This is a genomic window from Ruminococcus bromii (assembly GCF_002834225.1).
GTDB lineage: Bacteria > Bacillota > Clostridia > Oscillospirales > Acutalibacteraceae > Ruminococcoides > Ruminococcoides bromii.
In genome coordinates this window covers 43353-58389 of the sequence record NZ_NNSR01000038.1, presented here as the reverse complement: position 1 = coordinate 58389, position 15037 = coordinate 43353, and the positions used below count along the sequence as shown (strand labels likewise).

The 15037-nt window shown below is 39.5% G+C and carries 12 protein-coding genes; 5 read left to right on the top strand and 7 right to left on the bottom strand.

The genetic code is table 11. The features are described from left to right. Nucleotides 1-48: 48 nt before the first annotated feature. The 3 genes from RBATCC27255_RS03710 to RBATCC27255_RS03700 all read left to right on the top strand — a co-directional run bounded on the left by RBATCC27255_RS03710 (nucleotide 49) and on the right by RBATCC27255_RS03700 (nucleotide 2976). A complete protein-coding gene (locus RBATCC27255_RS03710; RefSeq protein ID WP_015522696.1) occupies nucleotides 49-447 on the top strand; it encodes a CBS domain-containing protein in 399 nt (132 codons plus the stop codon). A 133-nt stretch (nucleotides 448-580) separates the two neighbouring features. Beyond that, a complete protein-coding gene (locus tag RBATCC27255_RS03705) occupies nucleotides 581-1261 on the top strand; it encodes a response regulator transcription factor (RefSeq protein ID WP_015522697.1) in 681 nt (226 codons plus the stop codon). Next, nucleotides 1258-2976: a sensor histidine kinase gene (locus tag RBATCC27255_RS03700; RefSeq protein WP_101028797.1), complete on the top strand. Its 1719-nt coding sequence runs from the start codon at nucleotides 1258-1260 to the stop codon at nucleotides 2974-2976. Before RBATCC27255_RS03705 ends, RBATCC27255_RS03700 begins: the two co-directional genes overlap by 4 nt. Before the next feature lie 82 nt (nucleotides 2977-3058). Here the strand turns inward: RBATCC27255_RS03700 and RBATCC27255_RS03695 are convergent, their stop codons facing one another. Beyond that, on the bottom strand, nucleotides 3059-3268 hold the full coding sequence (locus RBATCC27255_RS03695; RefSeq protein WP_101028796.1) for a ferredoxin thioredoxin reductase catalytic beta chain: 210 nt from the start codon (nucleotides 3266-3268) through the stop codon (nucleotides 3059-3061). Nucleotides 3269-3582: 314 nt separating this feature from the next. On the opposite strand from RBATCC27255_RS03695, the gene RBATCC27255_RS03690 reads away from it, so the two are divergent. Together RBATCC27255_RS03690 and RBATCC27255_RS03685 are read left to right on the top strand one after the other, a co-directional pair. Continuing rightward, a complete protein-coding gene (locus RBATCC27255_RS03690) occupies nucleotides 3583-4740 on the top strand; it encodes a hypothetical protein (RefSeq protein WP_101028795.1) in 1158 nt (385 codons plus the stop codon). Nucleotides 4741-4951: 211 nt separating this feature from the next. Next, nucleotides 4952-6787, top strand: coding sequence for a fibronectin type III domain-containing protein (locus RBATCC27255_RS03685; RefSeq protein WP_147639960.1), 1836 nt, complete (start codon nucleotides 4952-4954; stop codon nucleotides 6785-6787). Nucleotides 6788-7196: 409 nt separating this feature from the next. On the opposite strand, the gene ilvC is transcribed toward RBATCC27255_RS03685, so the two are convergent. The 6 genes from ilvC to RBATCC27255_RS03655 form a co-directional block, all read right to left on the bottom strand. Beyond that, nucleotides 7197-8216, bottom strand: a complete 1020-nt coding sequence (gene ilvC / locus RBATCC27255_RS03680; protein WP_101028830.1) for a ketol-acid reductoisomerase — start codon at nucleotides 8214-8216, stop codon at nucleotides 7197-7199. Between the two features lie 81 nt (nucleotides 8217-8297). Continuing rightward, nucleotides 8298-8789 (bottom strand): acetolactate synthase small subunit, encoded by a 492-nt coding sequence (gene ilvN / locus RBATCC27255_RS03675; protein WP_101028793.1) that lies wholly within the window; start codon nucleotides 8787-8789, stop codon nucleotides 8298-8300. A gap of 12 nt (nucleotides 8790-8801) precedes the next feature. Next, nucleotides 8802-10424, bottom strand: coding sequence for a biosynthetic-type acetolactate synthase large subunit (gene ilvB, locus RBATCC27255_RS03670; protein WP_021883769.1), 1623 nt, complete (start codon nucleotides 10422-10424; stop codon nucleotides 8802-8804). A 196-nt stretch (nucleotides 10425-10620) separates the two neighbouring features. Further along, nucleotides 10621-11856: a hypothetical protein gene (locus tag RBATCC27255_RS03665; protein WP_101028792.1), complete on the bottom strand. Its 1236-nt coding sequence runs from the start codon at nucleotides 11854-11856 to the stop codon at nucleotides 10621-10623. A 198-nt stretch (nucleotides 11857-12054) separates the two neighbouring features. Then, a complete protein-coding gene (locus RBATCC27255_RS03660) occupies nucleotides 12055-14379 on the bottom strand; it encodes a heavy metal translocating P-type ATPase (protein WP_169923240.1) in 2325 nt (774 codons plus the stop codon). Nucleotides 14380-14389: 10 nt separating this feature from the next. Next, entirely contained in the window at nucleotides 14390-14707 is a 318-nt protein-coding gene (locus tag RBATCC27255_RS03655; protein WP_015523431.1) for an ArsR/SmtB family transcription factor, read from the bottom strand. Between the last annotated feature and the right edge of the window lie 330 nt (nucleotides 14708-15037).

Genomic DNA, 15037 nt, shown 5'->3' with positions numbered 1-15037 from the left:
AATGACCTTTGGCTGACAAATATTTGTTTTTTGACTGGAGGTGAAAAGATGAATGTTATTATGCTTTTAAAGCATAAAGATTCTTTAAAATATATTTATGAGGACAATACCCTAAGACAGGGACTTGAAAAAATGCGTGCTCACAGCTACACCGCTATCCCTGTTATAACCCGTGACGGAAAATATGTCGGCACGGTGAGCGAGGGTGACTTTTTGTGGCATATAATTGACAAAAAGACTTCGGGCGATATTGAAGAACAGGAAGAATTTCGTATCCGTGACATACTCCGTCCCGACTTTAATCCGGCAGTTAAAATTTCGGTAGGTATGGACGAGCTTCTTGCACGGGCAATGAATCAGAACTTTATCCCCGTAACCGATGACCTCGGTACTTTTATCGGTATCGTAACCCGTCAGGATATTATCAGATATTTTGTCAATAAATAAGATACATAAAACAAGGCGGATGCTGAAAATTGCATCCGCCGTTTTAGTTATGACAGAAACTGAATTTTAAATATACAGAAATCTACATATCAACTTCAGATTAATATATTACAATCAAAGTACGGTGAGGAAAATGTACAACATTCTTTTGGTTGAGGACGATAAAAATATTCGTGAAATGCTTGTCGAATATTTTTCAAAAAGAGATAAAGAAAAATTTAATATCACTCTTGCGGAAAACGGCTTAAAGGGACTTGATAAGGCATATGAGAACAGCTATGACCTTTTGCTCCTTGATGTAATGCTCCCCGAAATGGACGGTTTTACGCTTTGCAAAGAAATCCGCAGATACAGCGATGTGCCGATTATGTTCATCACGGCAAGAACAAGCGAGGCTGATATGCTCAACGGCTACGCTCTCGGCTGTGACGATTACATTGTGAAGCCGATTGCTCTGCCCGTATTTTATGAAAAGGTGAAAGCCCTCATCAAGCGTTCAAAAGGACTTGTGCGGCACAATTTGCTTACGGTAGGGAATGTTTCGCTCAATCCGAACAACGGTGTTGTTGTGTCCGACGGTGAAGAAGTAACCCTTACCGCAAAGGAATATGCTATTCTTAAAATTCTGTTAGAGAATAAAAACAGCGTTGTGTCCCGTGAAAAAATCATCACAGCCGTTTGGCACTATGACACGATGATTGATGAAAGAGTGCTTGACACGCATATCAAAAATATCCGAAAAGCATTGGGCGAAAATGCGTCTGTTTTGAAAACGGTAATACGGCGAGGGTATAAGGCGGAGGATAAAAAATGAAATCAAGATATATCAAACGTCGAAAAAAGTTTCATTACATTATAATTTCCGTAACAATAATTGTGTGTCTGCTGGGAACGGTTTTTACCTCTCTTGCAATACTGAACAGCTCCAAAGACTTGCTCGTTGCCAATGCCGAAAATGAGCTTAAAATGAAGATGATTGATGTAGAGCATAACCTTGGCATAAATTTAACAGATTCTCAAGATGATAAGGTGAATGGAGCTTATCCATACAATGACAAAGTAGGATTGCTGAACGAAAATGTTGATAAAAGCAATACATACTATCAGGTTACTGATAAGAAAAATTTGACGATAACTACGGATAATGTTCTTACGGTGTATTATATATCGAGTAACAGAAATTATATAAGTTTTGATGTGATTAAAAATTTGCTCAGTGATAATGAGTATAAAGAGATTTGCGGATATCTCAACACTCCGACTGATAATGACGGAAATTACTATGTCTTGATTTGCAAAAAGTTTTATGAAAGCGAAAAATACGGCTATGTTCCGTGTCAGCTTGAGGTTGTAAAGACCAACAAAGTGAATGATTGGTATGTTCAGGATGAAGTTGTTAAAACATATAGCTTTGACCTTAGCAAATATGATTATTTGACCATAGAAGAATTAGAGGCTACTCCGTTTGAAAATGACGAAATGCACCGTAATATAATTGATAAAGATTTTTTTCTTGGAAAGGACAAACCTAAATATTCTCAAAAGAATGTAGAACAAATTCTTAAAGATAACGCCTTATCTTATATTGATATTTACGAATCACCTGCTGTTGTAAATGACGGGATTTTTAAATGTTATTTGTTGAGCAGTGATTACTATTACAACAAAGAAAATCGCTTGATAAGTGATCTCGATGATAGTGACTATGTATATAAAGTTGTACAGGGGTCTTATTTGATTGTTTCTTTAAAAGAAATAGATTTACTCAATGATTGCCTATGGAAGTTTATAACGGTATTTGCCGTTGCGTTTACGATAATGGCGGTGGTGATTACGGTTGAAATTTTCTCGTGGAAAGATTTTAAAAGGCGAACCGCACAGGAAGAAACTCGTCTTGAAATGACAAATGCAATTGCGCACAATCTCAAAACTCCATTGTTTGTCATAGGCGGTTTTGCGGAAAATCTTAAAAATGAGGAAGACACCGAAAAGAAACTTCATAACATAGAAATCATTCAGCAACAGACCGAGGAAATGGACAGCCTTATTCACAGAATGCTCGATTTGTCACGATTCGATTCGCCCGCATTAAAGCTGAATTGCGAAGTTTTTGACTTTAAACCGTTTATTGAGAAAATTCTTGAAAATTATTATGTTCACACAGAACACGAAATTATTTTCATTTATAACTCAAAGGCAAAAATTAAGGCTGATCCTGCCATGCTTAAAACGGTGCTTGAAAATCTTATTGACAATGCCGAAAAATATTCCGATTACGGTTCGGATATCACAATTAATGTTTCGGATGATGTATTGTCAATCAGCAATCAATGCTCGTCATTTGACAGGGAAAATCTCTCAAAATTGTGGCAGCCTTATTTCAGAGCCACAAAGGGAGATAATAAGAGTGGCAGCGGAATAGGACTTTCAATAGTAAAATCCGCCCTTGAAATGCATGGCTTCAAATATAAAGCCGAATTTGAAAACGGGATTATAACATTTAAGTTCAGATTTACTTCACTCGATTGAGTTTTTCTGCCTAAAAAATCGGAACAGCCGTAAACCCAATCACGGCTGTTCCGATTATTGTTATTTTGTTATGTATAAAATTCTATTTTTGTTTATAATACATCAGGCAATGGCAGTATCCCTCAAATTCGGGATCGGCAATTTTTGCCCTGAAATCCTCACACATACACAGTGTTGCAGGGCTTCTGATTAACATATACGGACAATAACCGCCCGTGCGTATAAGCTGTTTGCGAACTTCTTTTACAATTTCTTTGTCTGGATTAAGCAGAATTTTCAATTTAATCACCATATTTGCTGGGTAGGTTTTATGCCGATTTTCGGGTATTCGGTAATCTTTTGATTCCGCCTACAATTATATCAGCAATGACAGAATTTTACAATAGAAAATTTGCAATAAATACAAATTTATTTGAATAATTATAATTAAATCTCAAATGCAACAATATACTATATAAAAAATTCATAAAAAACAGCAAGTGAAGAATTTTTGCGACAATTATTTGTTGAAACAGTTGATTTTTGCAAAAAAGTGTGCTACAATAGCGTTATGATTGTATATACATTTATCATACAATGATTTTTAGTTTTCAGGAGGAAAATTCTATGAAAAAGGTAATGTCCTTTGCAATCGTTTTGATGCTTGCATTTTCATGCGTGTTCACAGCGTTTGCACAGACAGACGACACAGCGTCACCCGATGAGGCAAAAAAGGTAACAGAGCTTAAAATTACAAAGCTCCCCGACAAGCTTACATACACAGCAGAGGATGTGATTGATCCTGATATTGATTTATCAAAAATCGCAGACGAAGATGCAACAGAAGAAAGCCTAATCAAGTATTTTAGTCAGTTCAATTTTGAACTCAAGCTTGACCTCACAGGTATTGAAGTTGAGGCAGTTTACAGTGACGGTACAACCGAAAAGGTTGATGCTAAGGACTGCAAAGCTGAGCTTGCTGATCCGTTTAATTACGGCGAAGCAATTAAGGCATTGCTTGAATATGAGAAAAATATGCCTGATTTTACAGAAGATATGACCGAGGATGAGTTTGAAAAAATTGTTACTGAATTAAACTCAAAGCTTTACGGTATGATTTACAGAGAGTATACTGTAAATGTATCATATCAGGATGCACAGACAAGCTATAAGATTACATTTAAAAATATTAACGATGTGCCTCAGCTTGATGAGCGTTACGAGGTAGTTTCCGTAAAAGCACCCGAAAAGGTGAACTACACAAAGGCTGATACAGATTTCTTCTATGAGGCTGATATGCCGTATGACGGAAGTCCCGAAAGCAAGGAATACTACGATGAAACATATTTCTATCCCGAATTTAAAGGTCTTGAAGTTACTGTAAAGGATAAAATTACAGGCAAAACTTACACAAAGACTTTTGACGGCACAGAGGAAGATATGGTATATATAAGTACTGTTTATGTTCGCCCTGATGACACAAAGACAAATCTTGAAGTTTATGTTATGGGTGATGTAAACGAATGGCTCAATCTTCCCGAAGATGAAGAGTATTCAACAGAGGTTACAGGTACATTCAAGGTTAACTACTATGCAAACGGAGTTCCTTCAAAGGGCAATTCTTCAACAAAAGATACTGCAACAAAGGATACAGTAACAAAATCTGCAACAGGCGGCAACGGTGCAGTTCAGACAGGACAGAACAGCGTTGCAATATTCCTTGCCGCTGCAATGCTTGCAGGCTGCGGTGTAATTTTTGCAAAACGCAGAACTCGTTTTGAATAATATTAAATAACATTATTCAGAAATAAATTTATAAAAATGACCGCTTTCACTTTTGTGAGCGGTTATTTTATTTTGCGTTTTGTTTAAAATATTCAAAAAGTTAATCAAGACATATTGCTTTTTTAATTATGAAATGTTACAATTAATTTGCATAAAAAAACAGATGAATTATTTTATAATGCGTAGAATTTGAACAAAGCGAGGGATAGATATGAAAAAGTTTTTACCTATAGCTATGGCGGCGGTGATGTCGATGTCTGCGGTTGCGGTTTCGGCAGTTCCTGCAAATGCGGTTGAACCGCTTAACACACCCGTGCAGTATGCACAGGTTGCAAGGGCAAGCTTGGCTACTCCGAAAATTTCAAAAGCCGAAAGCGTTTACGGTGGTGTAAAGCTAACATGGAACAAAGTAAGCGGTGCGGCTAAATACAGAGTTTACTACAAGGGCCGTAAAGGTTGGACACGAATGGTCGATACAACTTCAACATCATATATCGACAAGGATGTTTCATCGGGAAGGAATTATACCTATACAGTCAGATGTATAAGCAAAGACGGCAAGAAGTTTACAAGCGGTTATGATTCAAAGGGCAAAAGTGTAAAATATGTTGCTGCCCCCGAAATTTCAAAGCTTGAAAGCGTAAACGGCGGTGTTAAAATCTCTTGGGGCAAAGTAAGCGGTGCGACTAAATACAGAGTTTACTACAAGGGCAGTAAAGGCTGGACAAAAATGGTTGATACAACTTCAACCTCATATACCGATAAGGATGTTTCATCCGGCAGAAATTACACTTATACTGTAAGATGTATTACATCAGACGCAAAGAAATTCACAAGCGGTTATAACCCGACAGGCAAGTCGGTAAAGTATGTAGCCACACCGAAAATTTCAAAACTTGAGGTCACATATGACGGTGTAAAGCTGACATGGAACAAGGTAGCAGGTGCAGAAAAATATCGTGTGTACTACAAGGACAGAAACGGTTGGACAAAGCTTGCCGATACAACAGGCACGACAATGCTTGATATGAATGTTGTTTCAAAGGAATTTGATTTAAGCATTGATGATATTTATTACACGGTTCGTTGTATCAGCAAGGATGCCAAGAGTTTTACAAGCGGCTACGATTCAAAGGGTAAGCCCATTGGCGATCATCAGGATTGTCCCGAAATTTACAGCATTGGTGCAGTAAACAACGGTGTTGAAATGCATTGGACGGGAGATGCGCCAAAGTTCCGTGTTTATATTAAAGAAAACGGTTCTTGGAAGAAGATAGCAGAAACTTATGACAACCATTATGTTCACAAGGGTGCAAAGTCCGGCAGTAACACTTATACGGTAAGAGGTGTTTCAAAAGACGGTAAAAAATTTACTACGATGTTTAACCCAACCGGTGTAACATACAGATATAAGACATCCGATAAAACAAGGGACGCTTTTATCAATTATATGATGAATCATACTGATGAATGGATGCCAAGTTTGGGAAGTAATCACAATTTGTCAGGTGTTATGTTTTTGGATTTCGACTTTGACGGAGTTCCGGAACTTGTTGCACAAAAGTCTGATTCCAAAGAGTATGGTTTCCATTCCGTTGTTTACAAATTTGAAGACGGTAAGTTAAAAAGAGTGGGAAATGTTAACGACGGTTTTTCGATATACTATAATAAAACTGCCAAAAAGTATGAGGTTCACGACCTAAAGATATCTTTAAATGTAGATGACGGTTACTATTGGTCGGGTAATTCAATAATCACATACGACGGAGAGAATCTTTTTGCAAATATGTATTCGTCAAGAGGCGTAGTCGAAGAATCAAATAATATTTATTATAGATATTTTGACGGTAATGACAAAAATATTTCACGGGCAAAATATAACGAAATTAACCTTAAACAGTTTAATAATTGCGTAAATGCACATATGTTTACCGAATTTATTGCGACAGGTTATGGTGATACCAGCGCATGGGGTGAGAAAACTACCGCTGAGAATAAGCAGTCTTTGCTTGACGCTTATAATTCTTTCTCCTATGAGAAGTATTGATTATTTAAAAATTGATAAGTTTTAACTGCAAAAGGGTTCAGCCGTAAAAAGCTGAACCCTGATTTTTATTGAAAGTTGAAAACGAAAAATTGAAATTTTTAGATGAGTGAGGAGCATTATTTGTCTGCCTTGATGAAAATTTATGTTTATGATAATATGTTTTGACACAATAAAAGCCGTGCTATAAAATTTCGAACACAACTACAACACTACGCTCGGGCATAATATGTTTTTTACATTGCAAACTGTCTACACGAATTGGGGACGGCGGCTCGCCGTGCGGGCGAGGTACTCGCAAAAAGGGTAGCTTGAAAATCAAGCTACCCTAAATTCGTACTATGTAATGCTCGGGTGACGGAAGTTTGAATACATCAAACTGTCTTCACGAACTGTGTGCGAGACACTCGCATTAGTTGTTGATGAGCTTATCTTCGTCAGACCAGCTGTAGAGCTTTCTAACTTCCTTACCGAATACTTCGGCAGGAGCTTCGGCAGCGAGCTTTCTCATAGCCTTGAAGTGAACCTGTGAACCGGCATCGCTCATGTCAAGGAGGAAGTCCTTAGCAAATGTACCGTCCTGAATGTCAGAAAGAACCTTTCTCATAGCCTTCTTAGTATCCTCTGTGATGATCTTTGGACCTGTGATGTAGTCACCGTACTCAGCTGTGTTAGAGATTGAATATCTCATGCCTGCAAAACCTGACTGATAGATAAGGTCAACGATGAGCTTCATCTCATGGATACACTCAAAGTAAGCGTTTCTTGGGTCGTAACCGGCATCGCAAAGTGTTTCAAAACCTGCCTGCATAAGTGCGCAAACACCGCCGCAAAGAACAGCCTGCTCACCGAAGAGGTCTGTTTCTGTTTCTGTTCTGAATGTTGTTTCAAGAACACCTGCTCTTGCACCGCCGATACCGAGTGCATATGCAAGTGCGAGATCCTTAGCCTGACCTGTAGCGTCCTGCTCAACAGCAACGAGGCAAGGTACACCCTTACCAACCTGATACTCTGAACGAACTGTGTGACCCGGTCCCTTAGGAGCTACCATTGTAACATCAACATCCTTTGGAGGCTTGATGCAACCGAAGTGAATGTTAAAGCCGTGAGCGAACATAAGCATATTGCCTGCTTCGAGGTTTGGCTCGATGTCGTTCTTGTAAAGAGCTGCCTGCTTTTCATCGTTGATAAGAATCATGATGATGTCAGCCTGCTTTGCAGCCTCTGCCGATGTATATACCTTAAAGCCCTGTGCTTCAGCCTTTGCCCAGCTCTTGCTGCCTTTGTAAAGACCGACGATTACATCGCAACCTGAATCCTTGAGGTTGAGAGCGTGTGCATGACCCTGGCTGCCGTAACCGATAATAGCAATTTTCTTACCCTTGAGAAGGTCAAGGTTGCAATCTGACTGATAGTAGATTGGTGCTGTCATGTTTTTTGTGTAGTCTTTCATATTAAAGTCCTCCTTACCGCAAACGCGGCATATAAATTAAAATATATGCTAACTGTAAGATTAAACGGAAACCGAAGCTGTGCCTCTGTCAATGGCAACAGTACCTGTTCTTACAATCTCACGGATACCATAAGGCTTGAGTAAGTCAACAAGCGTGTTGACGCGGCTTGCACATTCGCAGTACTCAACGGTAACTGACGAAGGGGATACATCAACGATTTTCGCCTGCATAATTTCAACCGTTTTGACAATTTCGGCTCTTTTTGAGGCGGCGCAGTGAACCTTGATTAAAACAAGCTCACGGCTGATAAATTCGCCCTCGTTAAGCCTTTTTACCTTGATGACGGGAATGAGCTTGTTTAGCTGTTTTTCAAGCTGTTCAACAATGTACTCGTCACCGTTTGCAACGATTGTGATTCGGGAAACCGACGGTTCCTGAGTAACACCTACTGCAAGTGAGTCGATGTTAAAACCTCGGCGAGAGAAAAGTCCCGAAATTTTTGAAAGAACGCCCGCCTGATTTTCAACAAGTATTGATAATGTATACTGCATTTTATCACCTCATTAAATTGACGGAGTGTCGGGGTGAACATCGCAAACAAGAATGAACGGTTTTTCCGAATCAACAATACCCTTGATGATGTTTTCGGCTTCCTTGTTTGAATGAGCCTCTGCATGGTCAATGCCGTAAGCATCGGCAATCTTCAAGAAGTCGGGATCACCGTTGAGAATTGTTGCGGAGTGTCTGCCGCCGTAGTGTTTGTCCTGAAGTTCACGAACCATTCCGAGTCGTGCGTTTTTCATAATGATGATTTTAATTCCGAGCTGATTGCCTGCAATAGTCGCAAGCTCATTAAGCCCCATCTGAAAACTGCCGTCACCGCAGATTACAATAACATCACGGTCGGGTCTTGCAAACTTTGCACCGATTGCGGCAGGAATTGAGTAACCCATTGTACCCATACCGCCTGTTGTGAGAAATCTGCCCTCACGAATACGGAAGTTGTTTGCACACCAGATTTGATTTTGTCCTACATCGGCAACAAGAATTGCCTTTGAGCGGAACATTGCACTGAGATGACCGACAAGTGTTCTCGGTTCAACAAAGCCGTCAAATACGGGAGGTTCACGGTAAAGGTCTTTTTTCCAGTTCTTTACGGTTTCGCTCCACATTGTTGTAACCTTGTAATCGCCGATGCTGTCAAGCAGCATATTGATGACATTTTTCATATCGCCTACAATCGGAATTTCTGTTTTAACATTCTTACCGATTTCAGCAGGGTCAATGTCAATGTGAATTACCTTTGTGTTTTCACTCATCTGGTCGGGAGCCGCAACAGCTCTGTCGCCGAGTCTTGCACCGCATACGATTACAAGGTCGGCTTCGTGAAGAGCACGGTTGGCAACAGCCTTTCCGTGAGTGCCGAGCATTCCGAGATAAAGCTCATGCTCGCTGGGCATAACACCGATGCCCATCATAGTTGAAATAACGGGGATACCCGTAGTTTCTGCAAATTTTTGAAGTTTAAGCTTGATACCCGAACTCAGCACGCCGCCGCCTGATACGATAACAGGACGCTTGCTTGCGTTGATGGCCTCAACAGCCTTTTTAACCTGAATTGCGTGTCCCTTAGTGTTCGGCTTGTAACCGATAATGTTTACGCTTTCGGGATATTCAAAACTTTCAATTTCATTTTCCTGAATATCAACAGGAATGTCGATAAGTACAGGACCGGGTCTGCCGGTTGAGGCAATATGGAAAGCCTCTTTGAAAACTCTCGGAAGGTCTTCTGTTTTGCTGACGAGATAACTGTGCTTTACAAACGGTTCACAAGCTCCTGTGATGTCAGCTTCCTGAAAGACATCTCTGCCGAGAAGGTCGGAACGAACCTGACCTGTAATGGCAACAATCGGAATAGAGTCCGTATAGGCGGTCGCAATACCTGTGATGAGGTTGGTTGCACCGGGACCGGAAGTTGCCACGCAAACACCGGGACGATTACTGCATCTTGCATAGCCGCTTGCCGCATGAGCAGCGTTCTGTTCCTGACGAACAAGAATGTGGGTAATGCTCGAATCGTAAATTTTATCGTAAAATGGGCAGATAGCCGCACCGGGATAACCAAAGACTATGTCAACGCCCTCGGCTTCCAAACATTTTACCATAATTTCAGCACCGCTGATCATTATGTTTTGTCCCTCCTATCCTTTTTATTGTGAGCAAAAGGTGTTTTGTAACATTAAATATACCTTTTTACTTTACCGCTAATTATACAATAAATACCTTAAAAAGTAAAGAGCAGTATTGCCCATAAATTAAATTTTTTGCAGGATTTTGACAGATAATTTGCAAAATGGATTTTAATTGATTTTTACCGCCTGTTTACTGAAAATTTAAGTCGCTTAGTTTTGTAAAGTATAGTTTTGGATTAAGATTACTTTTTTTGTCTGCATTATCAGGAGTAGTTATTATCATCAAATTATCTTTTCCAGTTCTTGACATTGAGCCGATATAGTAGTTTTCTTCTTCAGGTTTGAATTTTGTTTTTTTCATTGTTTTGTCAATGGTATTAAATAAGTATATATTGCGTTCTAAATCAACATCTTTAAATGATAAAACTGTATTATATCCTTTTTGTGGAGTTTGAGCCATAGAGTAGGTGTCGTCAATGTTGTCAATCATATCGGATTTTTGCAATTTTTTGTTCCCTATATAACCTATACATCTTGTCATACTAAAATTTTGATAGATAAGGTAGTTGTTTCTGAAATCAAAAAACTGCACTCCTTGAATCAATTCGTTAGAATCATCCGAAATATTGGAGATATCATAACTTTTGAGAAAATTCATATCATAGTCATAGGTTTCTATTTTTAAAGAAACATCTGTTTCCGAAACACAGTCCAAAACCAAGAGGCAGATTGTTTTTGTTTTGTCGTCAATTGAAACTTTTCTTATAGTTTTTCCTACACAGTTCTTATCATCAAACTCTAAATATTTCAGTTGTTTAAACTGTTGCGTTTCGGTGTCATACAGTTCCAAAGAAGTACCGTTGTTTAATACTTTTGTAATTATGACAAGATTGTCTGCACCTGTAACGGTATCATAGGGAAAACCGCCTTTGTCAGAAAAGACAGTAGTCATTTTGTTTTTATTAAGGTCTATATCAATAAATTCAAGGGTTCTGTTTTCTTCATCTGTAATGTCACCCGTGCTTGCCATAAAACATAAGTGATTATTTACATACGCTTTATCGTTAATTTGCATTGTCCAGTCTTTTATTGAGCCGAGTTTTATACTGCTCTTTTTGTCTAAATAGTATCTGTAGTATTCTATTTCATTCGGAGAAGTTTCGTTGATTTTTGAATATATGAGTCCATCCTCAGTTGGCATAAATGCATCGAAAAGATTTAAATTATCAATCTTTTTATCGTTATAGTAAATCTCCAAATCGTAATTAAATTCTGTTTCAGAATCTGTATCTGAATCAAGAGATAAATCATCGGTATCCGTTACGGTTGTTTGTTCAGTGGAATTATTGCTTGATGAAGAAGTGTTACATCCATATAATGAAAGTAAAAATAAAGCGGTTACTAATAATAAAAATATCTTTTTCAAATTAATCTCTCCGAAGTTTATTTATCAGTTACAAGCACTGACAAAAATATTATAATTTATATAATTATAAAAGTCAATGATTTTAAAATACTATAATATAAGATTATGTTTAGAAAAATTTTGGCAAATGAAAGCACCGTGAAACTTGTGAAAGCTCACGGTGCTTTATCATAATAAATGATATGATTTGCAAAAAAATCAATATTTCTTTTTGAGGAGTCTTGCGGCTATGATGACGCAGACTACGCTGACGCCTGTGTCGGCGATAACGGACATCCAGATTTGTGCAAGACCGAATGCGGCAAGGATAATTACAAGAGCCTTGATTGAGAGGGCAAAGATGATGTTGCCCTTGACGGTGTTGATAACACTTCTTGCAATTTTAATTGCCTTTGGAAGCTGTTTGAGTGTGCCTGATGCGAGAACTGCGTCTGACGCTTCAATAGCGGCTTCACTGCCGAATCCCATTGCAATACCGCAGTCGCTTGCCGAAAGAACAGGGGCATCATTGATGCCGTCGCCCACAAAGCAAGCACCCTTGGATTTTGATTTCAAGCCCTTGAAAAGTTCAAGCTTTTGAGCAGGGAGAAGTTCTGCGTGACATTCGGAAAGTCCGAGTTCGTTTTTAACATTTTCGGCAGGCTGTTGTCTGTCGCCTGTGAGCATTACCGTGTTCTTGACACCGAGCCCTTTAAGCTGTGAGATAACCTCTTTTGCCTCAGGTCTTACTGTGTCGCTGACATTGAGCGAACCGATAAGCTGACCGTCATAAATTACGAAAACAGAATCGTCTTTATTTGCAATCTTCTTCTGTTCGTCCGAAAGAATCTTTGAACCGCCGCACTGAATAGTTTTGCCGTTATAAACTGCGCTTGTTCCATGACCGGCACTTTCGCTGTAGTCGGAAAGCTCGGGAAGTTCAAGACCGTTTGCCTTCTCTCTGATTGCGGAGGCAATCGGATGAGCAGAATATTTTTCGCTTGCAGCGGCAAGAGCAAGAACTTCGTCAGCACTGTATGAACCGACAGTATTAACCTTGTTTACGCTGAGCTTTCCGCTTGTGAGTGTGCCTGTTTTATCGAATACGAATGTGTCTGCTTTTGCAAGAGCCTCAATATATTTTCCGCCCTTGATGAGTACACCGACTTCGGATGCCGCACCGATACCCGAATAGTAGGAGAGAGGTACGGAAATAACAATAGCACACGGACATGACGCTACAAGACAAACAAGCGCACGGTAGAGCCATTCGCTGAATGCTCCGAGTCCGCAGAGCGGAGGAATTACTGCGATTGCAGCTGCAATGAGTACAACAACCGGTGTGTAAACAGAGGCAAATCTTGAAATAAGCTTTTCGCTGTTGCCCTTTTGAGCGGCGGCATCTTCAACAAGCTGAAGAATTCTTGTTGCGGTACTGTCGCCGAAATGTTTTGTGGTTTTGACGGTAATAAGGTTACTGCCGTTGATTGCGCCGCTGAGTACCTCACTGCCCTCGCCTGCATCAACAGGAAGGCTTTCGCCTGTGAGAGCCGATGTGTCGAGAGTCGTTTTACCTTTGATAATAATGCCGTCAAGCGGAACTCTTTCGTATGGCTTGACTTCAATGATACTTCCGATTTCAACGCTTTCGGCAGGAACAATCTGTTCCGCACCGTCAACAATAATTGTTGCTGTATCGGGACGAATGTTTGCAAGCTTTTCAATGTCACGGCGGGATGCGTCAACTGCTCGATCCTCAAAAATTTCACCGATAGAAAAGAGGATTGTTACCATTGCCGCCTCAACAAAATCTCCAAGACAGAATGCCGCAATTACCGCAACAGCCATAAGCGTTGTTTCGTCAATTCTCAGCTTTAGAATGTTTTTTGCACCCTGGATGAATACCTTGTAACCCGAAAGAAGTGTTGCAACAAAACACGCTGCGAGTACAACATAATGAACAGCCGTAACACCGTCAAGTGTAAGATGGAGAATTTCGGACACAACAGCAAGTACAATTGAAATTGCAAGGAAGATTGTGTCACGGTTGATTTTCTTTTTCGTGATTTCGGGTTCTGCCTTTGTTGTGATATCATTTTTCGGAGTTTTGTCAACAACGGTTACACCGTCCTCAATGCTGTCGCAGATCGCCTGAATTTCAGAAACAGGATTCTGCCTTTCGCTTTTGAAGTTGAGAAGTTTTGTCGCAAAATTGAAGCTCACATCCTCAAAGCCGTCTGTTTCTGTAATTTTAGCCTCAATTTTGCCCGCACAATGAGCACAATTGAGATTGTCTAAAGTGTAGGTGTATTTTTTGAGATTGGTTTTCGGAGTTTTGTCAACAACAGTTACACCGTCCTCAATGCTGTCGCAGATTGCCTGAATTTCGGAAACAGGATTCTGCTTTTCGCTTTTGAAGTTGAGAAGTTTTGTCGCAAAATTAAAGCTTACATCCTCAAAGCCGTCTGTTTCTGCAATTTTAGCCTCAATCTTGCCTGCACAATGAGCGCAATTGAGATTGTCAAGCTGATATTTATACCTCATATGTTCCCCCTTATTCAAGAACATGGTCAAGTCCCATTTCGATGATTCGTTTCACATGGTCATCGTCAAGACTGTAATAAATCTGCTTTCCTTCACGGCGAACACGCACCAGCTTGTTCTGCCTTAACACACGCAGTTGGTGGGAAATTGTGCTTTGCTCCATGCTGAGAGCTTCAGCAATGTTGAGCACCGACATTTCATTTTCCGAAATGGTGTACATAATGCGAAGTCGGGTTGAATCACCGAAAACCTTAAAAAGGTCTGCAAGCTCAAACAGCACATCAATGTCGGGCATTTCGGGAGTGGTTGTTTTTTCTTTGTTTTCCATAGGCGTCACCTTTTATTTTCCGTCAGATTAAAAGTTATACTTGAACATATGAAGATATGCTCATATGTTAATTATAATATAGCATTCCCATTTAAAAAAGTCAATAGACACACACGAAAAAATGTAATAATTTTCAAGTTCTTTTACCCTAATATCTCGCTTGTTTATTGTGTTCGTTTGGAGAGTATATATAATATAGTATAGGAAGTGAAGCTTAAAATAAAAGGGAGAAAAGAAAGAATTAAAGGTGCAAAGTTATTCCGAAGCGGCAGAATGATATTTTTCTGTATTCAATTTGAATTGTAAAATGCTCAGACTCCTGATGATAAC